Source organism: Anaerolineae bacterium (assembly GCA_016931895.1).
Taxonomy (GTDB): Bacteria; Chloroflexota; Anaerolineae; order 4572-78; family J111; genus JAFGNV01.
In genome coordinates, this window is record JAFGDY010000156.1 from 1 (window position 1) to 25,086 (window position 25,086).

The 25,086-nt window shown below is 51.2% G+C and carries 22 protein-coding genes; 7 read left to right on the forward strand and 15 right to left on the reverse strand.

The window, feature by feature from the left end; translation table 11 throughout:
* Positions 1-256: 256 nt before the first annotated feature.
* The 7 genes from pstC (at position 257) to JW953_11860 (ending at position 6,853) form a co-directional block, all read left to right on the forward strand.
* The gene (gene pstC / locus JW953_11830) at positions 257-1,228 is read left to right on the forward strand and encodes a phosphate ABC transporter permease subunit PstC (protein MBN1993381.1); all 972 of its coding nucleotides are present in this window, start codon (positions 257-259) and stop codon (positions 1,226-1,228) included.
* A 124-nt stretch (positions 1,229-1,352) separates the two neighbouring features.
* Positions 1,353-2,201: a phosphate ABC transporter permease PstA gene (pstA, locus tag JW953_11835; GenBank protein MBN1993382.1), complete on the forward strand. Its 849-nt coding sequence runs from the start codon at positions 1,353-1,355 to the stop codon at positions 2,199-2,201.
* A 37-nt stretch (positions 2,202-2,238) separates the two neighbouring features.
* Positions 2,239-2,994 (forward strand): phosphate ABC transporter ATP-binding protein, encoded by a 756-nt coding sequence (locus tag JW953_11840; protein ID MBN1993383.1) that lies wholly within the window; start codon positions 2,239-2,241, stop codon positions 2,992-2,994.
* Position 2,995: 1 nt separating this feature from the next.
* A complete protein-coding gene (locus JW953_11845) occupies positions 2,996-4,084 on the forward strand; it encodes an extracellular solute-binding protein (protein ID MBN1993384.1) in 1,089 nt (362 codons plus the stop codon).
* 1 nt (position 4,085) lies between these two features.
* Positions 4,086-5,240 (forward strand): hypothetical protein, encoded by a 1,155-nt coding sequence (locus JW953_11850; protein MBN1993385.1) that lies wholly within the window; start codon positions 4,086-4,088, stop codon positions 5,238-5,240.
* 11 nt (positions 5,241-5,251) lie between these two features.
* The gene (locus JW953_11855; protein MBN1993386.1) at positions 5,252-6,082 is read left to right on the forward strand and encodes a universal stress protein; all 831 of its coding nucleotides are present in this window, start codon (positions 5,252-5,254) and stop codon (positions 6,080-6,082) included.
* Positions 6,083-6,256: 174 nt separating this feature from the next.
* Entirely contained in the window at positions 6,257-6,853 is a 597-nt protein-coding gene (locus JW953_11860) for a GNAT family N-acetyltransferase (GenBank protein MBN1993387.1), read from the forward strand.
* Positions 6,854-6,868: 15 nt separating this feature from the next.
* Here the strand turns inward: JW953_11860 and JW953_11865 are convergent, their stop codons facing one another.
* The 15 genes from JW953_11865 to JW953_11935 form a co-directional block, all read right to left on the reverse strand.
* Positions 6,869-7,765, reverse strand: a complete 897-nt coding sequence (locus JW953_11865) for a GNAT family N-acetyltransferase (protein MBN1993388.1) — start codon at positions 7,763-7,765, stop codon at positions 6,869-6,871.
* 22 nt (positions 7,766-7,787) lie between these two features.
* Positions 7,788-8,108: a response regulator gene (locus JW953_11870; protein ID MBN1993389.1), complete on the reverse strand. Its 321-nt coding sequence runs from the start codon at positions 8,106-8,108 to the stop codon at positions 7,788-7,790.
* A gap of 257 nt (positions 8,109-8,365) precedes the next feature.
* Positions 8,366-10,276, reverse strand: a complete 1,911-nt coding sequence (locus tag JW953_11875; GenBank protein MBN1993390.1) for a hypothetical protein — start codon at positions 10,274-10,276, stop codon at positions 8,366-8,368.
* 289 nt (positions 10,277-10,565) lie between these two features.
* Positions 10,566-11,285 (reverse strand): hypothetical protein, encoded by a 720-nt coding sequence (locus JW953_11880; GenBank protein MBN1993391.1) that lies wholly within the window; start codon positions 11,283-11,285, stop codon positions 10,566-10,568.
* A 10-nt stretch (positions 11,286-11,295) separates the two neighbouring features.
* A complete protein-coding gene (locus tag JW953_11885; protein MBN1993392.1) occupies positions 11,296-12,570 on the reverse strand; it encodes an ABC transporter permease in 1,275 nt (424 codons plus the stop codon).
* 2 nt (positions 12,571-12,572) lie between these two features.
* The gene (locus JW953_11890) at positions 12,573-13,766 is read right to left on the reverse strand and encodes an ABC transporter permease (GenBank protein ID MBN1993393.1); all 1,194 of its coding nucleotides are present in this window, start codon (positions 13,764-13,766) and stop codon (positions 12,573-12,575) included.
* 192 nt (positions 13,767-13,958) lie between these two features.
* Positions 13,959-15,530, reverse strand: coding sequence for an ABC transporter ATP-binding protein (locus JW953_11895; GenBank protein MBN1993394.1), 1,572 nt, complete (start codon positions 15,528-15,530; stop codon positions 13,959-13,961).
* Positions 15,531-15,630: 100 nt separating this feature from the next.
* On the reverse strand, positions 15,631-16,659 hold the full coding sequence (locus JW953_11900; GenBank protein ID MBN1993395.1) for a BMP family ABC transporter substrate-binding protein: 1,029 nt from the start codon (positions 16,657-16,659) through the stop codon (positions 15,631-15,633).
* Between the two features lie 592 nt (positions 16,660-17,251).
* The gene (locus JW953_11905) at positions 17,252-18,628 is read right to left on the reverse strand and encodes a formylglycine-generating enzyme family protein (GenBank protein ID MBN1993396.1); all 1,377 of its coding nucleotides are present in this window, start codon (positions 18,626-18,628) and stop codon (positions 17,252-17,254) included.
* A 277-nt stretch (positions 18,629-18,905) separates the two neighbouring features.
* The gene (locus JW953_11910; protein ID MBN1993397.1) at positions 18,906-19,145 is read right to left on the reverse strand and encodes a hypothetical protein; all 240 of its coding nucleotides are present in this window, start codon (positions 19,143-19,145) and stop codon (positions 18,906-18,908) included.
* Positions 19,146-19,207: 62 nt separating this feature from the next.
* Entirely contained in the window at positions 19,208-20,503 is a 1,296-nt protein-coding gene (locus tag JW953_11915; protein MBN1993398.1) for a CPBP family intramembrane metalloprotease, read from the reverse strand.
* Between the two features lie 80 nt (positions 20,504-20,583).
* Positions 20,584-21,687 (reverse strand): glycosyltransferase, encoded by a 1,104-nt coding sequence (locus JW953_11920; GenBank protein ID MBN1993399.1) that lies wholly within the window; start codon positions 21,685-21,687, stop codon positions 20,584-20,586.
* Positions 21,688-21,698: 11 nt separating this feature from the next.
* Entirely contained in the window at positions 21,699-23,009 is a 1,311-nt protein-coding gene (locus JW953_11925; protein MBN1993400.1) for an FAD-dependent oxidoreductase, read from the reverse strand.
* A gap of 4 nt (positions 23,010-23,013) precedes the next feature.
* The gene (locus JW953_11930) at positions 23,014-23,718 is read right to left on the reverse strand and encodes a class I SAM-dependent methyltransferase (GenBank protein MBN1993401.1); all 705 of its coding nucleotides are present in this window, start codon (positions 23,716-23,718) and stop codon (positions 23,014-23,016) included.
* Positions 23,719-23,722: 4 nt separating this feature from the next.
* Positions 23,723-25,045, reverse strand: a complete 1,323-nt coding sequence (locus JW953_11935) for a flippase (GenBank protein MBN1993402.1) — start codon at positions 25,043-25,045, stop codon at positions 23,723-23,725.
* Positions 25,046-25,086: the final 41 nt, after the last annotated feature.

Here is a 25,086-nt window from a genome sequence, read left to right on the forward strand (position 1 = left end):
TTGATGTGCGTCGTTTTTGATAAAATTAAATCACAGTTGCTCTGAGCGAGGAACGAGCGAAGAATCTCCATGCAGTATACCAAAAACTAAGCAAAGCAGGGCCGCATAGAGATTCTTCGGCCTATGGCTTCAGAATGACATGGCAAGGTGAATAGTTACCAATAATTAATGCTTGAGCTAACCAATAATATGCAACCATTTAGGTGAGGTCAACACGCTTTAGAGCAAAAGGATGGTAGATACGATGCAAAAAACTATGGCAACCCCCTGGTATCGGCAACGCGCCGAAACGTGGCAGTTTCCCCTGGGGTTAAATCGCCGTCTTCAAGATAGGCTGGGCAAATGGGTGATGGCCTGGCTAACTCTGCTGACCGGCCTGCTGGTGCCGGTGATAGCCCTGGCGCTCTACCTGCGCGTCCAACCCATCCTGGCCAGCAAACCCCTGGCGGAGTTATTGTTTTCAACCACCTGGCACCCCCTCAAAGGCGCTTTTGGCTTCTATCCCTTCATTATAGGCACCTTGTGGGTGACGGGCCTGGCCATGTTTATCGCCGTGCCGCCCTCCCTCTTAACAGCCATTTACCTGGCCGAATATGCTTCGGAGCGAGTGCGCGGCCTGGTTAAGCCATTCATTGACCTGCTGGCCGGAATTCCGTCGGTGGTGTTTGGCATCTGGGGCATCCTCACCGTGGTGCCTTTTGTGGAGCACGTGGCTATGCCGGGGTTAGGGGGTTGGTTGGGTTTCATTCCCCTTTTCCGCAGCGACAACCCCACCGGCTACGGGGTTCTGGCCGGGAGCCTGGTGCTGGCCGTGATGGTCTTTCCCATCATCATCGCCGTGGCCGAGGAAGTTATCCGGGCCGCTCCCCAGGGTTTGCGGGAAGCCTCGCTGGCGCTGGGGGCCACCCGCTGGCAAACCGTCAAGCACGTGGTGCTCAAACACTCGCTGGCCGGGGTAATGGCCGCCGTGGTGTTAGGCTTTTCCCGGGCTTTTGGCGAAACAATGGCCGTGCTAATGGTGGTGGGCAATATGCCCAAAGTGCCCCACTCCATCTTTGACGCCGCTTACCCCCTGACCGCCCTCATCGCTAATAACTACGGTGAGATGATGTCCATTCCCCTGTACGATGCGGCTTTGTTAGGCGCGGCCCTAATTTTATTGCTGGTGGTGCTGGTGTTCAACCTGGCTTCGCGGCTGGTGCTGGTGCGCTTGGTCCGGCAAGCATAGGCGTGGGGAATTGGGAATTAGAGATTAGAAGTCAGAAATTAGAGATTAAAAGTTTATGGGTTATTGCCGTTGATGTTTGGGTTTTGTTTCTAACGGCGGTTTTTCCGGCTGAGGAGAGGCTGATATGAAAAGGCGCAAAGCAGAAGAGTGTTTTTTTAAGCTCATGATGGCCGGCTCTATGGTTATTGTTTTGGGCAGTCTGGCCCTCATCCTGGCTACCATTCTCTGGCGAGGGCTGCCGGCCCTGAACCTGGCCATGCTCACCCAAACTCCCAAGGGCGGTTATTACCTGGGCAAAGAGGGCGGCATCTTAAACGCTATTGTCGGCTCGCTTTACCTGGCCGGGGGAGCCACCCTCCTGTCCCTGGTGGCCAGTTTGCCCATTGCCCTCTATTTGCAAATTTATGCGACTCGTTCCCAGATGGGCGAACTGGCTCGCCTGGCCCTGGATGTATTGTGGGGCATTCCCAGCATTGTTTACGGCGCATTTGGCTTTACCTTGATGGTCTGGCTGGGCATGCGCGCCTCGCTGCTGGGCGGAATTATCGCCCTGGCCCTGCTGGAATTGCCGATTATGGCCCGGGGCATGGACGAGGCCATTGCCGTAGTTCCTTCAGCCCTGAAAGAAGCTTCGTTGGCCCTGGGGGCCACCCGCCTGGAGACGGCCGGCAAGGTAATTATCCGGCAAACAGCGCCCGGCCTGCTTACCGCCATTTTGCTGGCTTTTGGCCGGGGCATTGGCGACGCCGCCTCGGTGCTTTTTACCGCCGGTTATACCGATCGCCTGCCGGATTCCCTTTTCAGTCCGGCGGCTTCATTGCCCCTGGCCATTTTTTTCCAACTGGGCACGCCCTTTCCGGCCGTCCAGGAGCGAGCTTACGCCTCGGCCCTGGTGCTAACCGTGATTGTATTGACCCTCAGTTTGCTCGCCCGTAAATTGGCCGGGCGATTGAACACCCATATTGTCCGGTAGCCAAGCGGACCGGCTTTTAACAGTCAGGAGTGATAAAATGTTAAACCCACACCTTCAAATCCAAAATCTCAATATTTGGTATGGGGCGCATCATGCCCTAAAGGATGTAACCGCAGAAATTCCGGGCAGGGGCATCACGGCCATTATTGGCCCTTCGGGCTGCGGCAAAACCACGCTGCTCAAAAGCCTGAACCGGCTGCTGGAAGAAACAAACGGCACGCGGGTAACGGGACAGGTTTTGCTCAACGGCCGCAACATCTACGAGGCCGGAGTAGACGTGACCGAAGTGCGGACCCGCGTTGGTTTGCTGGCCTCAAAACCTTTCCCCCTGCCTATGTCTATCTACGATAACGTGGCTTATGGCCCACGCATCCATAATCAGCGCAACGGCGGGCTGGATCAAACCGTTGAACGCAATCTGCGGGCCGCCGGTTTATGGGACGAGGTGAACGACCGGCTGCGCAAACCGGCCACCGGGCTTTCTACCGGCCAGCAACAGCGGCTCTGCCTGGCCCGCGCCTTGGCCGTGCAGCCGGAGGTATTATTGGGCGATGAACCGACCTCGGCGCTGGATCCTATCTCGGCCCAACGTATCGAGAAACAACTACTGGAACTCAAAGAAAAGATGACCATTGTGGTGGTTACACACCTACTGCGGCAGGCTCGCCGCCTGGCCGACCACGTTATCTTTTTGTGGCTGGGCGAACTGGTCGAGTCTGGCCCGGCCGAACAAGTTTTTACCAAGCCCAAAGATGAACGCACCCGGGCTTATCTGCAAGGCGACATTGGCTAGAGTGGTTAAACTATTCGCGTTCCCAAAAATCAAACAAGCCCAGTGGCGTAAACTGGCCGGTTGGCTGTTAGGCGCAAGCCTGGTAGCCGTTATTGCCTTTTATGGCGGGCAAACCCTCTTGAGCAATGCCCGCGGCCCGGTCAGGTTGGTGGTGTACGCTTTCAGCACGCAAGAAGAGGTCCTCACCCAGAAAATCTTTCCCGCCTTTGAACAGGCCTGGGAAGCCGATACGGGCCGCGATTTGACCATCGAGGCCGTGTTTGGCCCGTCGGGGACGCTGGCCGGGCAAATCAACCTGGGCGCCCCGGCAGACGTGGCCCTGTTCAGCAACGAGCAGCATGTAAATTGGCTTAAAGTGGGGCGGCGCGTAAAATGGGAGACTCAACCGGTCACGGTCAGTTATACCCCCATGATCATTGTCACCCGTCCCGGCAACCCGGCCGGGATTGCCGATTTTAATGACCTGGCCCAGCCCGGCTTGCGCTTACTGCACGCCAACCCGCGCAGTTCCGGGGCCGGGGATTGGGCCGTGCTGGCCGAGTATGGCAGCGCCCTGCTGGAATCCGACGACCCGGCAGCCGCCCAGACGCAACTTAAAAACATCTGGCGCAACGTGCGGCTGTTGGGGCCATCGGCCCGGGCCACGTTGATCCTGTTTGAATTGGGCGCGGGTGACGCCCTGGTCACGTACGAACAAGATGCGCGCCTGGCCTTGCAGCGAGGCGCGTTGCTGCAAATTGTGATCCCGCCCCGCACCATTGTGGCGCAGCACGTGGCGGTGGTAGTTGACGCTAACGTTACGACGACGGAACGGCCGGCAGCCCAGGCCCTGGTCAACTATCTCTTGAGCGAGGCCGGCCAGCAAGCCTTCATTCGTTACCACCAACGCCCGGCCAGTTTGGCCGGGGAAAGCCCGGTCAGTTTGGCCGGGGAAACTTTTACCCCGCTGGCTCAAACTTTTACCGTGGAAGATTTAGGAGGCTGGTCCCGGGCCTACCACGAATTAATCGAAACTATTTGGCAGGTCGAAATTGAACCGGGCCTGAACCTGGAGCCGGCGGATGGGCTGCCCCAAACGAAAGGAGATTGAGATGAGTCGAGGTTCGTTGGATTTAGAACCCGTTGTCTCAGGTCCAAACAGGGCTGAACTGGCCGGGCCGACCTTAAAAATGTTTAATTATCCAGGAACAATGAAAAAAATCTGGGCGCAGGTTCAGTTGGGTAAAATTGCCCTATTTATGGCCAGCCTGTTTTTGTTTATTTTGGCCATCAACTTGATGAAAGAAGGAGCGCGGGGAATTGCGCCCCTGGTGCGCGACGGGTTTGCCGTAACAAATGCCGCCAACAGCCTGGGCTTTGGCTGGCTGTTGGCCTACGTGATTATGAGCGGCTCACCCGTGGCGGCGGCGGCGCTTACATTTTTTGACGCCGGGGTGATTGACAAACTGGGCGCGTTTGCTATGATTACAGGCAGCCGGCTGGGCGCCAGTTTTATTGTGCTTTTCATTGGCTTTATCTACGTTTTGCGCGGGCGCGACCGGTCAACCAGTTTGAGTATGGGGCTGTTATCGCTGATTGTGACCGGCACTACCTATCTGGTGGGGCTGGCCGTAGGCGCGGCCATTTTATATACCAGGGCGCTTGATCCGGTGCAGCTTGACTCTGGCATGCTGCTCAATTCGGTGATTGACCTGATTTTTGAACCTATTGTGAGGCTCCTGACCGATTTTCTGCCCAACTGGTCGCTTTTTCTGGTAGGCGTTGGCATCATCATTGTCAGCTTCAATCTTTTTGATCGCTGCCTGCCCCAGATGACCATCAAAGAGAGCCAGGTGGGGCGGATGTCGCGCCTGGTATACCGGCCGTGGATTATGTTTGCCCTGGGCGCAACCATAACTTTGATTTCTATGTCGGTCAGCGTATCGCTCAGTATCCTGGTGCCGCTGAGCAATCGTGGCTTTGTGCGGCGGGAAAACATTATCCCCTACATTATGGGGGCTAACATTACCACCTTTATTGACACCCTGCTGGCCGCGGTGCTGCTAAACAACCCGCTGGCCTTCACCATTGTTTTTGTGGAGATGTGCAGCATTACCCTGGTTTCTGTATTGATCCTGATCTTCATCTACCGCCGCTACGAGCGGCTGATGCTGGAAACAGTAAGCTGGATCACCCTCCGCAATCGCAACCTGGCCGTGTTTATGACCACCATTTTTGTGATACCCTTGCTCTTGATGCTGGTTTAAAGGAGTCCACTGTGCGTATCTTAATGGCCACCGGCGGCGCCCCCCACTCGGAAGCGGCCCTGCGTTTTGGCGCACATCTTTTGCAAGCGGGTCGGGCCAGCCGGGTGCCAACCATTATCACCGTCATCAGGCGCGACACCGAACGCTTGAAAGCCGAGGCCATTCAGTCTCGCGCCTGCCGGATTCTGGATTTGCAGCCGCCCCAGGTACAGCCCGTGATTCGCACGGGCCACCCGGCGGAGGAGATTGTGCGCGAAGCCGAGGAGGGGGCTTACGACGCAGTGCTGGTGGGCGAGCGGCAACAGCACGACCTGGCCACCCGCTTTTTACTTGGTTCAACCGCCGAACGGGTGGTGGAACATGCGCCCTGCCCCGTGATTATTGCCAAGGGCAAAATCAGCCCTTTGCAACGCATTTTACTGTGCGATAGCGGGGCCGAACCTTCGACCCTGCTTCAGCGTTTTACCACCCAGTTGTTCAAGCTGGTCAAACCGGAAGATACCATTACCATTTTGCACGTTATGTCGCAACTGAGCGCCGGCCCCGGGGTAAGGGGCCAACAATTGCGGGCCGGGGCCAGGGAACTGATTGAGGAGCAAGCCCCTGAAGGGCAACTGCTCCAACGCGACATCCAACTCCTGCGGCCATTGAACATACAGCCCCAGCCCAAGGTGCGCCACGGCCTGGTAGTGGACGAGATTTTGCAGGAAGCCCAAGAAGAGGATTATCACCTGGTGGTGATTGGCGCCTACCAGGGCCAGGGCTGGCGACGCATTCTACTGGACGACCTGACTCACCAGATTATCACCAAAGTGGACCGGCCTGTGCTGATTGTGCGCTAACATGTTTCCCCCTTTACGCACGTTCCTCCAGAGGTGACAGTCACTTACAAAGTGACTGTCACCTCTGGAATGCAGCAACGATGTGCGTAAGTCCTACCTATTTTAATCAAACAGGTTGCAATTTTATCATACTGAGCATACAATACCTTAAATACGCTACGGGTAAACGCACGCATGAAAAAACTTGGCACTTATACCACTCACTCAGGCCAAAAAATAAATATTCGCCTGCTAGAAAAAGATGACTCGGCGCTATTAGTAGATATGTTCAACCGGCTTTCGCCGGAAAGCAAACGCTTACGCTTTCACCTCTATACCACCAGAATACCGGAAGAGCGCATGTGGAAAGAGGCCAAAGCATTAACCGATAACAACCCCCAGTGTAAGGTGGCCGTAGTGGCCACAGTGGCCGGGGATGGGGGGGCGGAGCAAGCCGTGGGCGTGGCGCATTTTATCAGGGCCGCCCCCACCGATACCGAAGCCGAAGTAGCCATTGTGGTCCGCGATGATTTTCAACGCAAGGGATTGGGCAAGTACCTTTTGAGAACGCTGGCCAATAGAGCACGCAAGCTTGGCGTTACGCATTTTACCGCCTGGATCATGGCCGAAAATATCCGCTTGATGAAATTAGTAAAAGGCATGGAATTAAAAAATGTAGAATCTGAAACCCGGCATGGGGAGCAAAAAATCCGGGTTCCGCTTGAAGAACAACGGCCGGGCTGTTGGCCCACCTTTTTAACCCGGTTGCCTGCTTGGGGAAGGCGTCAATAAAAAGGGGGGCCGCGCCTATTTTAAGGGCAGGACCATCTCCACCCGGCGGAAGGAGACCAGGTAGCCTAACTCCTTAAAGGCCGGCCAGTGAGGGTCGTTGGCCGGAAGATTCTCGGTTTTGGTATCCTGAACGGGATGGACCGTATGGAGATAGTGCAGCAAAGCCCGGCCAATATTCAGTTGGCTGCCCACTTCAGTTTGCATAACCAGGCGGCTTAGTTGAAAAACTGTATTTTGATAAACCAGCCAGCCTTCGCTGCCGTCTGTTAAAGTGGCCCGGAAGGCGCTGAGATTACCGGCGTTCAGCAAAGACTCGTATTCATCAATCCAGGAAGCTTTGGCCGCTCTCTTCTGCAATAATTGCACGGCTTCAGCATAAGAGAGGGTTTCAATTTTGGCGGCGGGGGGAGTGATTTTTACATTGGCGGGGGGACGGCGCAAGACCAACAACTCTCGCACCGGCTTGAATCCCTTTTTGCTAAAAAGGCTATAGGCCGGTAGATTATCATCAATCACTTCTATCACAATATAAGCCGCTTTTTTTTGGCAAGCCTGTTCAACCAGATGGGTCACCAAAGTCCAGCCCACTCCCTGGCGACGATTGCTACGAACAACACCCAAACGAGTGATCCAGGCTCGCCCTTCGCGCACGCCCAACATCCCCAGGGCTAACATGTGGTCATCCTCAACAGCCACCGCCGAAGCATCCATATCAACGTCATACGTTTCAACATATTCACGCAGCCTGGCTGCGTTCATCGGCATAGGCACAATGTAATCAACCCGGGTTTGGTTATAGGCCTCGGTCAACTCTTCGTAGGTAAAGGCGCTGGCAGGAATAAGATGGAAGCTGGGGTTGGTTGAGAGGCTAAGGTGCGCTGTGCGCACTCTGTCGGGAATAAGAATAGTCATGCAGAATTGAGGGTAATAAAGTTCAGTTTTTAACTAAAAATTCGGCGATTTGATCAGGGAAAGTACGGGTGTTGATTGGTTTGGAGATAAAACCATCACAGCCATAAGCCATGGCCATTTCTCTGGCCGTATCCTCGGGCCAGGCCGTGACCGCCACCACCGGAATGTCCTTCAATTCGGGAGTACGTTTGATGAGCGTGACCAACGTTTGGCCGTCAATATCGGGCAGGCCCAGGTCAACCAGAATCAAATCGTGCGCTCCTTCAAAGGCTTTGGTCAGGCCGGCTTCTCCCTCGCTCACATGAATAACCTCGTGATGGCGAGCTTCCAAGATACGCCTCATTAAGAGGGCATTTTGGGGGTTATCTTCGATAAGCAATATTTTGCTAATGATTGCACCCTTATTTCCAGTTTGAGCTATGATTACCCAGAACCTGATTTGTTGAGATGCTATATTCAAGCCAAGTATAACACGTCCAGGTTAAACAAGGAAATTTTGCAGCCAACAGCATGCTTTTTTGAAAGCCAAATACCCTATCCAAAAGATAGGGTATTTGGCTTTAGACTTTTCAACAAAATCCAGGGTAAAGCATTAAATCATTACTGGAGATTGGCGTTGATCACATCCTCGGGGAAAATCCAGTAATCAATCACGGCGTCACTGCGATTATCAACCCGCATATAGTAAACATTATTGCGATACACGCTGCCCCGCCAGAGCATTTCGCCGGTTTCGGGGTTGTCATCCCGGTTGACCACCCCGGCCTTGCCAAAACTGATAGCCCCGGCGCGATTATCGGGCGCCCAATCTCGTAGCCCCCGATCTTCATATAATTCAAGGCTCACGTTGTACTTCCGGTTGCCGTCGTCGGGGGTAAAGACCAGGGTAAAGGTGGTGTCAATGCTGCCCGAGGCATTCACGTCGGCCCGGCTGAAACTATACCAACGCTCCTCGCCGGGGTTCAGTTGGCCCTGATTGATGCCCACTTCTAACGGCAGAGCGGCAAAAGGAGCCTTGCCGGGATCGGCAGTGCGCGCCACCAGCTTGGTTGGTTCGCCCAGTTCGGGGCGGTACACATCGCCGGTGTAGAGCCAATAGTCCATGGGAATATCATTATGGTTGCGCAGTTGAACATAATATAAATCGTTATCCACCACCCAACCACTCCAGAATTTTTCGCCGGTGTCGGGATTGTCGTCCCGGAACACCACACTGCCGGCGCCGATGTTGGTAATCTGGGAGTTGTCGCCGGGCGACCAGCCGTTAACGCCATTGGCGGTGAAAATGTCCATGTTCATGTGGTAAATCCGGTTGCCGTCATCCGGGGTGGTAATCATGGTCAAGGCCATCGGTTCAAAACTCTGGTCGTCAAAATCGGTAATCTGGAATTTGTACCAGACCTCTCCATGCGCGGGCACGGTGCCCTTATTCAGGCCAAATTGCAAGGCTGTGGCTGCTTCCGGGGCTTCGCCTTGGGCAAAAACCCGTTTGGCCGGCGGCGGCGATTTGGGGCCAAGCTCGGGGTTCATTTCCACTTTGTCAAATATATAATAATCAATGGGCATGTCCGAGCCATTTTCTACCGCCACTAAATAGGTGAGACCATTGACCAATGAGCCGCGCCAGATACGCTCGCCGGTATTGGGATCCCCGTCCCAGGAAACCAACGCTCCGGCCCCAAAGTTGGTCATTTTGCCGGTATCGCCACGTGTCCACACCCCCAGTTCACTCATAGGGAAGAGTTCAAAGTTGATATAATGCCGGCGATTGCCGTCGTCGGGGGTAAAGAACATGGTATAGGCCTGGTCTTTGAATTGATTCTTATTGGTGTAATCAACGTAGGTGACGGCATACCAATAATTTGTATGCGGCTCCAGCGAGCCTTTGGTTACGCCAGGCATCAGGGCTGCGGGATTGACGGGGCTGGTGCCTACATCAGGAATGACCTCCGGTTTAGGCGGCTCCGGTTCACCCATGGCATAACGCACCACATCTTCGGTGAAAAGCCAATAATCAATGGCAATATCGTTGCCGTTTTCAATCATTACATAATAGGTTTTATTGCCGTCAAGCCAGCCGTGCCAAAATAATTCGCCGGTTTCGGGGTTGCCATCGCGGTCAACCACCGCTGCCGCGCCAAAATTATTCATCCGGCTGGTGTCGCCCTGAAAGAAGTTTTGTAATTGCCCTTCTTCAAATAATTCCAGGGAAACATGGTAGCGGCGATTACCATCATCGGGGGTGAACATTAAAGTGAGGGATTTTTCCAGGCTGATTGAACGCCCATAGGGGTCCGGGTTGTACTTGAACCAGCGTTGTTCGCCTGGAGCCAAAACGCCGGTATTGGCCCCTTCGGCCAAAGTAACCGCGGAAAAGGGCGTGCCGCCGGTGACCGTAGCCGCCGAGGTAAAGAGGATGACCAATAATACCGCGGCCACCGCAAAAACACCGGCCATCAGAAACAAAAAACTTTTGAGCGAAATAAATGAAGCTGTATGTTGTTGTAACATGATAGTTGAACCTCCTTACAACTATGTACGATGACGAGCTATCACAAATTAAAGCCCACACCAGGATTGAGATATAGAAGTATAGGGGGTCCCATCGCTCACTGCTTTTTGATCTGATTGTTAAGGAACAGGTTGCTTTGGGGTGCTAACCTGACTTGTAGTTAAGAGCAAGCCAACGAGAGTGCCCCCAACGTTATGCCTTGAGTATACCGCATTAATGAGCTTAACGTCAATGGGAACGTTGCCCTACTCCTGATTACGTTTTAATTACAATATAATCCTCAAGGGATTAACTTGGCTGGAAGCGGAAAAAGTACCACACCCTGTTTTCGGCGTCCATATTCACCGGGTAGGTATCCGATACCTGTTTGCCGTCGGGCGTTTCCAGGTGAAACAGCCAGGTGCCGGTCACGTAGCCGCTCAACGGTTCAAGCTTGGTGTTGCCGCTTTTGATAACATCACTGGGAGGGGTGTAGCCTGTTTGTTCCTTCGCGGAGAGTTCGGACTTGGTGACCACGCCCAGGGGGTCTATGCCCACTACGCGCAAGCCGGGTATCCAGTTGCCGTTGTGGTCTTGAATGGCCACCATGATTGACAAAAGCGTAGACTCGGTTGGTTGGCTGTAATTTTCAGCTAATTGATACTCCCACTTGGGCGCAGGCGGTTCTGCCGGAGGGGGAGTGTTGGTGGGGGGCTGAGGGGGAGCCGGGGTATTGGTAGGGGCAGGGGTCGGCGTATCGGTTGCGGCAGGCGTGGGGGTGGCGGTGGGCGCAGGCGGCGTGGCGGTGTTGGTGGGGATAGGGGTGAAGGTAGGGGTGGCGGTATGGATTGGCGTGGGGGTGACCGGCAGGGTAAGCGTAAACGTGGGCTGAAGGGTACGGGTAATTTCTGGGGTAGACTCAATCGCATCTGCCAATAACCGATCAAAGGGGGAGGCCAGGGTACAGGCCAAAGTGGGAACAATAATAAATAAGATTATCAGCGTGTTTTTTAAACGATGTTGCTTCAAGAATATTCCTCTATTTCTCGTAGGGGATGCCGTCTGCGGCCGGAGGAGTGGCCCGGCCAATCACGCCGGCCACGGCAATAATGGTGGCCAGATAGGGGGCCATCAACAAAAATTCAGAGGGGATAGGCACATTCAAAATTTGCAGCTTGGTTTGCAAGGAGTCGGCAAAGCCAAAAATCAGCGACGCGCCAAACGCGCCAAAGGGCGTCCACTTGCCAAAAATCATGGCGGCCAAACCAATGTAACCCTTACCCGCGGTCATCACTTCGTCAAAACGCCCCACCGAACCAATGGTAAAGTACGCGCCGCCCACCCCGGCCACCGCCCCGCTCAGGAGCACATTAATATAGCGCATATTAAATACGTTAATGCCCAGCGTGTCGGCGGCTTTGGGATGCTCGCCCACGGCCCGGGTGCGCAAGCCCCACCGGGTATAAAACAGCATAAAGTGAATGGCAAACATTAACCCAAACAACAGGTAAACAATCAGGTTGTTTTCAAACAAAACCGGGCCAATGATGGGTATTCGGGATAACAGCGGGATAGCAATCGGCTGGAAGGTGCCGGGGTTGTTCAACTCCTGGTACTTTTCTAAAAAGCGGCTGGCCAGGTAACTGGTTAAACCCACGGCCAGGATATTGATCACCACCCCGCTGATAATTTGATCAACCTTGTATTTAACCGAAAGCAGGCCGTGCAGGGCGGCCATTAACACGCCAATGGATATTCCCCCCAACAAACCAAGATACAAATTGCCGGTGACACTGCCCACCAGGGTAGACATGAACGCCGAAGAGAGCATCATGCCTTCAATGGCAATATTCACCACCCCGGCTCGCTCAGACAATACGCCGCTAAACCCGCCCAAAGCAATGGGCGTGGCCAGCAGCAAGGTGGTTTTGAGAATGCCGGTCAGGTTGAAGGCATTGTCTCGCGCGGCCCAGGTGAGAAAAGCGATCACAAACATCAACACCACCAAGCCCAGCATAACCTCGGTGGCCCGGCCAAAACCGCGCACCAGTTGGTATGCGCCCAAGCCCAGGCAAATCAGCCCGGCGGCAATGATGGCCATTTGCGTGGGTAAAATCAACGGCGGCAGTGAAATCACCTCAACCCTGGTAAAGGTGTTCAAGCCAAACTCTGTTTTTTGGGCAACGGTTGTGCCGGGCAAGAAAAAGGCAAAAATCAAGAGGCCCAAAATCACAAAGGTTACGCCCATGCCTATCATCCGCCCTTTAGAAACAACCCTGGTTCTGTTACCTGTGGTCATGGTCATAACACTCATTTTTAACCTCCCCAACCCCGGGTAAACACTTCACCGCCTGCTTCGCGCCTGATCCGGATGCGGTATATGGAACGCACGATGGCCGGCGCAGCCACAAAAATAATGACCAATGCTTGAATAATGGAGATGATGTCAATAGGGATGCCGGCGTAAGATTGCATGCCGGTGGCTCCGCTGCGCAAAAACCCAAACAGCAGCGCCGCCAGCACCACCCCCGCCGGATGGCTTTTGCCCAACAGGGCCAAAGCAATGCTGTCAAAGCCGTAACCCGAAGAAAAGGCTGAAGCCAGGTTATGATTCAAGCCCAACACCTCGTTGGCCCCGGCCATTCCGGCCAGCGCGCCGGAGATGCCCATGGCCAGCACAAAGTTTTTGGTGATGTTCATCCCCGCGTATTTGGCCGCGCTGGGGTTAGCTCCCACCGTCCGAATTTCAAAACCCAGGGTGGATTTGAACAGCAGCCAATACACCACCCAGGCCATGAACAGGGCCAGGAAAAAACCGGCGTGAAAACGGATCGGGTCGGCAAAAAATTTGGGCAGATAAGCCGAAGGCAAAATATCGGGGCTGATGGGGTTATAACCAGGCCGCATCATGGGGCCATGTAACAGCCAATCGGCCAGGCGGTAAGCCATATAGTTCATCATGATGGTGGTAATCACCTCGTGCGCGCCGGTTTTGGCTTTGAGAAAACCGGGCACCGCCCCCCACAAGCCTGCCCCCACCATAGCCCCCAATAAAGCCAGGGGCAGGTGAAAAATCCAGGGCAATCCAATGGAATAACCAATCCACACCGCGCAAATGGCGCCAATGAATAATTGGCCCTCGGCCCCAATGTTAAACAACCCACAGCGGAAACCAAACGCCACGGCCAATCCCGCAAAGATATAGGGCGTAGAGGCCACCAAACTCTCCGATAACGGCCAAAAAGCCAGCCGCAGTCTATTCGGGTCGCCGCTGACCAGGGCGTTGACCATCCTGACCGGGTCGCCAAAACTGCTTCTAAACAACGACACGTAAGCCGTGACCACGCTGTTACCTATGGCCGCCACAGCCGCCAGGGGCGCGTTAAAAAAATTGCCCAACGCGGCCAACACCACCGGGTCGGTGAGGGCAATAAAAATAGCGCCCACAATCAGGGCGGTGATAATGGCCAACAGGGGCAACAGCAACGCTTCACCCAGGGAACCGGCCACAAATGGGTTGAGCGCCCGTTTAAAAATGTCACCGTAGCTACGTTTTTTCTCGGTCAAGGTGGGTTACTCCCTTTCATAAGGGTGTGTTTCATTTGAGTTGAGACTACCCCTGGAGTGCGGAATTTATTCCGCTTTTTGGCAGAGGCAAAATGAATTTCTGCACTCCTTCAACTGATTTGAAGCACACCCCTTTCATAGAGCCGGGTTGAACTCCTCGTCCTCTGCGGCCGCCTCGCGGGCCAGGTCTTCGGCCGTTGGTTTAATGCCGGCCATTAACAGGCCCAGATGATTTTTGCTGGTGCCGTGCGCGAGAACGGTGTCAATGATCCGGCCTTTGTACATCACGGCAATCCGGTCGGCCAGGGCCATGATTTCATTTAATTCCGATGAAACAAGCAGCACGGCGCAGCCATCGTCGCGCTTTTCAATCACCCGGCGGTGAATATATTCAATTGAGCCAACATCCAGGCCTCGCGTGGGCTGGCTGGCGATCAATAATTTGATGGGCCGGCTAAACTCGCGGGCCACAATCACTTTTTGCTGGTTGCCGCCGGAAAGGTTAGAGGTCGGCACCTCGATACTTGGCGTGCGCACGTCAAACTGCTTCACCCGTTCCTGCGCCGCCCGGTAAATTGGCTCGCGTTGCAGCACAATGCCTTTGGCAAACGGCGGCAAGTAGTAGGTATTTAACACCAGGTTATCGGCCACCGGATAGGACATCACCAGCCCATCCCGCTGGCGGTCTTCGGGCACGTGGGCCGAGCCCAACTCGGTAATGTGACGTGGTGAAGCATTGGTGCAATCCTGGCCATTAATGCTAATCTGGCCGCTAACTACTTTACGCAAGCCGGTCAACGCTTCAACCAGTTGCGTTTGGCCGTTGCCCTGCACCCCGGCAATACCCAGCACCTCACCGGCTTTCACCGCAAAAGTAACGCCGTCAACCACCTTGTTCATCTGGTCGTCGGCCACGGCCAGGTCTTTAACATCCAGCACCACCTCGCCGGGCCGGGCCGGTTCTTTATGCACAATTAATTCCACCGGGCGGCCCACCATCATTTCGGCCAATTTCACTTCGTTGGCTTCTTGAGGGGTTGTGCTCCCCACAACCTGGCCCTGGCGCAACACGGTTATGCGGTCGGCAATTTCCAAAACTTCCCGCAGCTTATGGGTAATAAAAATAATTGACTTGCCTTGAGCTACCAGGGAATGTAGCACCTCAAATAAATCGTCGGCCTCCTGGGGAGTCAACACAGCGGTGGGTTCGTCAAGAATCAAAATGTCGGCGCTGCGATACAAGAGTTTGATAATTTCAACGCGCTGTTGCACCCCAACCGGAATATCCTCAACCGTGGCATTGGGGTCAACGGCCAGGCCATACTGTTGAGAAATGGTGTTTATTTTTTCCGCCGCAATTTTACGGTCAAGCACGAGCCCGTTTTTGAGGGACTCCACGCCTAACATCACATTTTCCGTAACCGTTAAAACGGGCACCAACATAAAGTGCTGATGCACCATCCCAATTCCCAACGCAATCGCATCATTTGGCTCTTTGATGTTGGCCTTTTGACCACGCACGATGATTTCACCCTCGTCGGGATCGTACAAGCCGTACAAGATATTCATGAGCGTGGTTTTGCCCGCGCCGTTTTCACCCAACAACACGTGAATTTCACCCTGTTCCAGGGTCAAATCAATCCGGTCGTTGGCCAAAACGCCGGGGAAACGTTTGGTGATATTATGCAATTCCAGAATAGGCGGCATAGGTTACTCCAAAACTTGGGCCAAACTGGTTGATAATTTGCCCTATAAAAAACTTGGGCGGTATTATTGGCCAATAATACCGCCCAAGTGAAAAACCTGCTTATTTCAGATAATCTGCCACTTTAATGTTGCCGGCGGCAATTTCCTTGCTCAAAGTTTCCAACTCAGCCTTAACCTCGGCCGAAACTTTGTCTTCAAAGTTATGGAGGGGGGCCAGGCCCACGCCGCCGTTTTCGAGCGTGCCCACAATAACGCCGCCTTCAAAATTGCCGTCTATGGCTTGTTTGATGGCATCTTTGGTGGTCACGTTCATGTTCTTCAATACGCTGGAGAGGATGTAATCTTGATACTCAGGCGCGGTATCGTACCAGTCGGCGTCCACGCCAATAACCTTAAGGCCACGCTCTTTGGCTACCGCCGCCGCGCCCAGGCCGGCCGGGCCGGCTACAGGCAGCAAAATGTCGGCGCCTTCGTCGGCCAGGGACTCGGAGGCTTTTTTGCCATCTTCGGCGCTTTCAAAGTTGTTGATGAAAAGGCCCTCGGCGCCATCCCAGCCCAACACTTCAACGCTGGCCCCTTTTTGCTGATTGTAATAGTTCGCCCCGGCCAGGAAACCGTCCATAAAAACCGTTACCGGCGGGATAGCGATACCGCCCCAGGTGCCAATTTTTCCCGTTTCGGTTTGTGAAGCGGCCAGGTAACCGGCCAGAAAAGCGGCCTCATCGGTATTGAACACCTGCCCCAGCACGTTGGAGATGGTCGGGTCATAGGCAAAGTCTACAATGGTAAAGGGCACTTCAGGATTTTGCTCGGCATACTTTTGGGTGGCGTCGCCCAGCAGGAAGCCAACGGTGATGATGATGCCACAATCTTCCTGAATAAATTGGGTGATGTTTTTGTCGTAGTCGGTTTGTTGTTGCGACTCTAAATATTTGCCCTCGATGTCAAACTCGGCCACCGCCTCTTCCACCCCTTTCCAGGCGGTGGCGTTAAAGGATTTGTCATCAATCCCACCGGTGTCGGTGACCTGGCAGGCTTTGAACTTGCCGCCGCCGGCCTGGCCGCAAGCCGTCAAGACCAGGGTCAGGATAACGATCAAACTTACCAAAATAAATATTGACTTTCTCATTCTTTCTTCCTCCACAAAGATAGGTTTTATAGGTTAACAAACTGCCTGAGTACAGCTTTACTAAGTCACCTTACGCAGGAGTCCAGACTTCAGTCTGGTAAAACCCGAATGAATTCGGGATTCCTACCGAAGAAGCTGCGTAACATGAGTTACTAACACAAACTTTTCTTAACACTTTTTTCAGCAACACCTCCCTTTCATCAGGAAATAAAAAGCACGACCATTTTTCGATAACAAAGATTGAGCTTTGCTCAATCCCCATCCCAACTACAGCCGCGCTCTTTCAACCGAATGTTTCAGCCATTGAAACATACCCAAACAACAAAATATTTAGCCTGCTAATGAAGGCCATTATAACGCATTTGTTGACAGGGGGCAAGAGTTGATGGTGATATAGAGGGGGGCTTTTGTTAAAATTTTGTTAAGAAATAATTCAAACTATAGTTGTTCAGATAATGTTTTTGGGTAGAGACAGGGCATTGTTCTGTCTCTACCGGCAAAAATTCAAAATCTTTTTCTGAATATCTATACCTCCCTGAAATAAAAAAGTCCCCGTGGTCATCGCGGGGACTTAAAGATTTTTGAAAAGCCATTATCCGCCGGAGCCTAGCTCGGCAGTTGCTTCAACCGCCGGTTCGGTGGTCGGTTCAGTGGTAGGTTCAACCGTGGTTTCGGTAGTGGGTTCGATGGTGGGTTCAGTCGTTGGCTCGATGGTGGGTTCAGTCGTTGGCTCGATGGTGGGTTCAGTCGTTGGCTCAACGGTTGGCTCGGCTACTACCTGGGCCGGTTCAAACACATCGGCGGAAACGGCGCAACGAAAGCCCGTGCCGTCGCTGCGCACGTGCGGTTCGTTATTTTGGCGGAAGGTGGCGCGGATATGCTGCCCGGCATTATCCCAGGAACCGCCGCGCACCACGCGGAAATATTCGTCAAAATCCCCGGCCTGCTCGTAACTATTGCCGGGATAACCCAGATAAGAACTTTCGGTCCACTCCCAAACGTTACCGGCCATGTCAAAAGCGCCGTAGGGGCTGGCCCCGGCCGGGAAACTGCCTACCGGGGCGGTGTAGGGAAAACCATCGTCAACATTGGGATCGCGGCCTGCCTCAAAGGGGCAACTGGCGCTGCAATAGTTGGCCGCGGTAGACAGGTCAAACTCCGGCAATTGAAAGGCATTGCCCCAGGGGAAAACCCGGTCGTTGGCTGCGCCTTTGGCCGCTTTTTCCCATTCGGCTTCGGTGGGCAGCCTGGCCCCGGCCCACTCGCAGTAAGTTTTGGCATCCTGCCAGGTGACTTGCACCACGGGGTGATTCATTTTGTCATCAATGCCGGTTTCCGGCCCGCGAGGGTGATAAAAGGTGGCCCCTTCCACCCGTTCGCCGCCGCTGGCGCCGTAACCTTCTATTTCGGCAGTGGTTTTGTAGCCGGTGAGATTGGCAAACTTACCGAACTGCGCATTGGTCACCTCGGTTTGGTCAAGCCAAAAAGCAGCCACGCTCACCGGATGTTGGGGCTGTTCATCGCCGCCGGCCAATTTGGGCGGGCCTCCCGCGCCTACCGCGCCCAGGTCGGCCTCACTTGCGCCCAGCATAAATTCACCGGCGGGCACAAACACCATCACCGCTCCATCCTGGGAACGCACCGCCGTTTGTTGAGCCTGCGCCGGAACCGGCGTAGGGGTGGGTGGCGGCGGGGGTGGGGTTGGCTCAACCGTCGGCTCCTGGGTCGCCGCTTCGGCCACTTCCTGAACCGGAGGCGGGTAAGGCGTATAAGTGGGATAGGGGGTGTAGGTGGGATAAGGGGTGGCAGTGGGCTGCTCAACCGGCGGGGGTGGCAGTTGGGCCGCTACCGTGCCATTCACCGCCGCGGCCACCGTTTCTTCCACGTTAGGCGGCGGGGTGGTGCTGCCGCAAGCAACCACACTCAAGCTCAGAATCAAGACGATTAGAATAGCCAGAATAGATCTCATTGCATCTCCTTCCAAAGAGTAAAAATGTTTTTAGGCCCCGGATATCATCCTCGTTTCCCTATCTGGGGACGCTATGGTTTATAGTTTTGCGCAAGACACCGCATTGTAAGCGGGGGTAGGAAGATTGTCAATTTTGCATGGGTGGGAAATGCCTTATGTTGAAGAATGAAGTGGCTTTAACTGAGGAGACTGAAAAGCAAATAAATACTTTAGAGCCAGGCCCAATCCTGGCTCTAAATTTCTTTGAAGGAAGTTGAGTAATCCTTTGAAGGAAATTTTACCCCAACACCTCAAACAGTTTTGCGCCCACAATAACGGCAAAAACAACAAACATGGGCACGATGCCAATGTTCAAAATGCGTCGCAAAAATTCCGTGCGCGGATTGGGGCTGGTGACCGCAATTTCTTTTTGCACCAGTAACATCAGCAAGATGATCACGGCAATCAGGCCCAGAGAGGCCGTAGAAGCCCAGGCTGCGGCTGTAGCTTCGGTAGTAATACTGATGGTTGAACTCATGATTTACTCCTATTGCAATGTAAAGGGTCACGTGTCGGGTGTCAGGTGTCACGTGTTAAGGCTTAAGGCATTAAAAACGGCATGATCAAGAACAACATAATGTTGGTGAAGCCGTGACAAAGCGTAACGCCAAACAAACTGCGAGTTTTGGAGACCACCCAGCCCAGAAACAGCGATAGCCCAAAAGCGCAAACCGGGTTCAAGGGCGAGCGGTGGCCGATGTGCAGGTTAGTGTACAACACGGCCACGTATACCAGGCCAGAAGGTCCCATCACTTCTATAGCGGCGCGTTGCAGAATACCGCGAAAGATAAGTTCTTCGGAAAAGCCGGTGCTGACGAGCACAATGAGCGCCGGAACCAGCACCTCGGGCCAGGCCAGGTGCGTGATGAGGGGAATTGGCTTTAAGAGCAAATAAAAACCATAACCAAAAATCAGGCCGGTGGGCGCCACCAGCAGTTGCAGGGGCCACTGCTGTAAGTTAAGCCCCACTTCCGACCAGGTGAATTTGAGCATCCGCACCATCATGGCCGCCACCACTAATAAGGGAATGGTGATAACCAAATACCAGTAAATCCGGGGCAGATTTATCACGGGCAAAGACAGGCTGAGAATACGGATCAAAGGAACAAAGGTTAATCCCAGCAGCAGGTGATGAATCCGCTCCTGCCATCTGAAGGCGGCGTTGGTGAGCAGCAGCAGCAACACCAGGCCGTGCAGGGCTAACCCCACTTGCGGTTTAACAATAAAGGTACATATCTCAGCAATAACGAGCAGCCCCAGATAAATCCAGGCGGTCAGGGCCGGATGAAGATTGATCAGCCCGGCCAGGATGGAGGGCGGGGAGGGGAGGGCCATGACCCCACTCGCGGCCAGCGCCGGTTGTTCGCTTGGCTTAACCTGGGCCGCCGGTTTTCTGGCCGGCCCGGTAAAGGCGCGGTTCAATTCCTGCACCCAGCGGGCCGAACTGCGGCTCACAGTTTCGGCCAGGGAGGGCTGCTTAAAAATGGGCTTCAGGTGTTGGCGTTCTTGTAAGGCGGCGCGCACCCGTTTGAGCAGTTCGTTCTCTTGCAGGGCGGTCACCAGGCGGGGGTCCACTAACTCAAGGGTATGAGCCGCAGCTACCGGCAGCCGGATGATACCGACATTACAATTGTGTTCCAGGCGGCGGTTGATGGCATAACCATCCCGGTCGGCTGTGGCCGAATCAAGCAGCACCAGGTCAATGGGATTGGCCTTGCTCAGGCGCAGGGCATCCTGCCCGCTTTGGGCTGTTAAAACCCTGTAGCCTTCCCGTTTCAGGAGGCTGGCGATGTTGTGGCTATTAAAGGTATTGTTGCTGACAACCAAAATGCTCATAATTGTTTTGGCGTTATCGGTTTGTTAAAGAGCAGGGTGTTGGCGTAGTTTTTTATTCTATAAAGAGTCTATCACGAAAACTATGTTTTGCTGGTTACGGTGTTGTTACAGCTTTGCAGGGCTTCTCTAAGAGGATTGCATCTTGAACCGAATTTTTTTGAGATTTGTTTTATTTTCCACCAGATATTTAGCCCCAAAATTCCCAAACGCTTCGGTAAGAGTAAAAGAATTTGCCAAATGATTTTTCTTGGGCCAACTATTTTTTCTAATACTTGTTTTCTTGAAATTGCAGGAAGATCGTTAACTCCAATTTGTGTGTCAAAAAAGGACAACACTAGAATTGATTCCCAATAACCAGGACGATTCTCTATTTTGAGTGGTTCACATTCTTTATCTAGTTCATAATACCTGTGTAAAAAAATATTCAATTCTCGAAGCAACGCGACATAATCAGCGTGAGTTTTGCGAATTATCTGGGGATTCATATCTTTTGATGCTGAAATGTTTGAGCCATGGAGTCTATATTTTGCTAATGTTTCTTGAACTACACACGTGAGAGTCATAAAATTTGCACCTTCCGACAAATATCCATCTGCAAGAGCTTTTAGTGGAGGTATTGGAAATAATAAATCGGCGATTTCTCTTCTAAAAGAAAGTCCTGAGTTTGGCGGTTGTAGAGTGCGCCCTCCTTGATTAAGGGCCAACTGTGCATTCCAACCTTCATCTAATCGTCTTGGGTAAGATGGATCTAGTATTTTCCCATCTGCCGAAATTTTCCGAACGGGATGGGCACATAATCCACAATCCGGATTCTGAAAAAACTCAGAAACAACCTTTTCGACTTTGGATTCTTCAAACAAATCATCAGAATCAAGTAAACAAATAATTTCCCCGCGACAATTTTTGTATGCTGTATTTACCGCAGATGCTACGCCTCCATTTTTTTGAGTAATTAATTTCACTCGCTTATCATGCTCAACATAAGTTTGAATAATTTCTACTGAGCGATCTATAGAACCATCATCACATATTACTATCTCAAAATTTTGATATGTTTGATTTAACACACTTTCTATCGCCGCTGCGATATAGTCTTCATAGTTGTAATTTGGCATAAGAACAGAAACAAGCGGATCTTGCCTTAATTTATTTAAAGGAATTGGTTCAAGTTTATTTTTTAACATAGCATCAGTCCTCACTTGCTAAATTTCATCGTTCCACCAACAAATAAACCATCCCGTATTGAATCTGCAATACCTTGAAAACTCCAGCGAGCATAACGTCCAACTTGGATAATATCATGTTCATCCAACACCCCCATAGCTTTATCTTTCCAGTTAGAATTAGGGTAGCGCCAGGTATAAGCAGTTTCAATCCAGGTGGGGTCAACTACTTCAGCCTCTTTTATCCAATCCCAAGTTTGTAATTCTACCACAATCTGCTGCGACTGAGCTTTTAGCTGCTTTTGGTCAGGCTTGGCATTTTCAGGGGCAGCTTTTTCTACATAAATGCTTACTCGGTCATTATTCTGTCTGGAAGACGCCGGTAAAAATGAATTATCCACATTGCTATAGAAACCGACCCGGTGAAAACCGGCCTTGCTCTGAGGAATATACAGCCAGTGGTCATTCGGACATTTGTCCCCTTTTACCGCACCAATATTTATTACCAGCACAGAAGTTGCCGGAGCAGATTCTTCATCTGTCTCCAGATCAGCCAATTGCAGCATTTGGTTCAAGGGTAAGGTAGAAATTAATTGGTTATAAACAACTTCTGTCCCATCATCAAAATAGACCACTTTGTCTGCTATATCAATTTTTACAGCCTTTTTTCCATATCGAACGTCACATTGTTCTGACAACCGCCGAGATAAAGCATCTAGACCATCTTCAGGGTACACAAAATTCACATTGTAACCCACAGCCGAAGCCTGTTCAAATGCACCTTGCAACGCCAATAACAAATCTACCGGAGATTTATAGGCATCCTGCGGAGCAATTGTTCGCCACAAACCAGCCGTATATAGTTCATGAAACGGATGGAAGAAAAGTTTGCCTAGTGTAACGCCAAAACTTTTATCTAACCACTCGGCCATTGTATTTACAGATTGTTTGGAATATGCACCGTCAACCATTTCTTTAAGCGCTAAAGAGACTGTTTTCGCTTCCAGAAATCGAAGGTGGTTTTGCAATGGATAGGGTACGAATAACTGTTTTTCTGGGAAAAATACACTCGATTTGCGTGCATAAGTTTTAACCGGAGATAAATTACGAATCAAGCGAAGAATCGATGGATTACCCCCAAAAATCCAATGTCCGCCGCCTATCTCAAAACGGTATGCTTCGCTGTCATTTGGCGCAATGTGTAATCTTTCACGATTGTTTGGGCGCACATAATACGACGAACAAATTCCACCAGGGATACCTTTTGCTTCATAAACTGGCAGTCCAGAAGCCCACCCGGCAGCTAACCCTGTCATACCTGAACCAAGAATAATAGACTGCATTTGTTTATGATCCTTTTTTTTGAATAAATAGAATTCTCCCTAACTGCCAAGTTGCCTTGATTCGAGACTGATGCTTATCTACCAAATCATTCAGCATATTTGTCACTTGAGGGAGGTCATGACCATAGTCATCAAAAGCTACAACTCCTCCAGCCGATAATTTATTCCAAACTAGATAGAAATCATTTTTTACATATAATGGGTCATGATTACCATCAATAAAACCAAAACTTATAAATTCTGCCGGAATTCTAACGTCCATTGTGTCAGCAATTATCAATTCGATATTGTTGCAATCTTGCGTTACCTTCTTGAAAATATCTAATTGAGAGGTTTTTTCTCCAAAATTCTTAACCACATGTCCTTGATATATTTTTGCCATAGTGGTACCTGTAGTGCATAGTGTCTGATCAAAATTCATTTCAAATATGTCTATTGCATAGACTTTTTTATTACTGTTGTTAACCTCAAGGAATTTTGCTAATTTATAAGTTCCACCTCCAAGGAAGGTGCCTATTTCCACAAAATCACCGTCAATCTCAAGAAGTTCATAATTGTTGATAACCCGCAACAACTTGTCATATCCGGCAAGATCAGTCCCTACCGGAGGAGCCGGATATCCGAACTCTAAAAAGAACTTTATCAAATACAAAATTCGATTCAGAAACGGCAACCAAGGCCTTAAAATTCTCACGAATATTTCTCTCATAGTCTTAATACTCTCTTGTGCACTTAAAGCCGTCTGTTTGATTTACAAGAGGATTCAATCCACTAAGGTGGCAATAAATAACGAAGAATACGGTAACAAAAAGCTCTGATATAGTTACCGCGAAGGCCATTCCAATACCATACATCAGTGGGACAAGTAACATTGCCAGTAATAGGTTCACCAAACCACCAGAAAATGTCAGTATCAAGACGGGTCTATCGTGATGAAAGGGTATCATTATCTGCACCCCGTATACATTGCTGATAGCTACCAGAAAGGGGATAATCGCTAGAATTCTTATGATAGGTATAGATGCCCAGAATTCTGGACCAAATATGAACATTACTATATATGGGGCTAATAAAAACAGGCCAATTGAAGCTACTAGCCCCATACTTCCTAATGCAAATAATGTCCTACGCGCCCAAATCATAAATACATCTTTTCTTTCCGATGCCATCTTGCTAAATCTTGGATAAATTGCTTGAGAAGCTGTGCCTATTAAAACCTGGATTATTCTGACTAACTTCTCCGCAGCACTATAATACCCAACCACTGTATTATTGGTCAACAACCCCAATATCAACGCGTTCCCTGCTGTATAAAAACCTGTAGCACCTGTGGTAAGAAATAAGGGCCATCCATCTGAGAGTTCTTTTCTTATATCAGCCCAACGAGGAATAATAAAATGGAAATCAAGTTTTCGATAAACAATCAAAATTGATATTATTCCCGCCCCTACCCACTGCATTGATATTAACCCTGCATAAATAAAATAATCATTCGGTTGTCGAATTAACAGAAAAATGCCTGCAGTGATGATAATTCGAACCAAAGAGTTAATTGTGGATATTGTTGTCATCTGCTCCAGACCAAGAAATAGCCATGTAGGAAATAACAGGTCGCCAACCACGATTCCGAACAAAATAAGAAGTAGAACAGCAGATTCATTAAGTTTTGGAATGAATACTATCAACAGTACCAATATACAAAAGCCGATAATTGTTAGCAGAGATTTTGCAATCCAAACATTACTTACAATTGTGTTAATCTCTTGTGGATTGTCACGTGAAGCTGATATTTTTCGTGTTGCAGAAAGGTTGAACCCATAGCCGACAAATATAGTAAGATAGGCTATCAAGCTTTGACTAAAGGCAATTTTTCCAAAATTCTGTGGTTCAAGAATCCGAACCAGATACGGTATTGTTATTAAAGGGAGTAAATAATTAACAAACTGGAGCGAATATAAAGACAAAATATTTTTCCCTACAGTAGAACAAAAACCTTTTCGGGTTAATTCGATTATCCTTGCAACCCGTGTGACCAATGACCTTCTCGTACCATAAGGAATCAGGTTACCGCATAAAT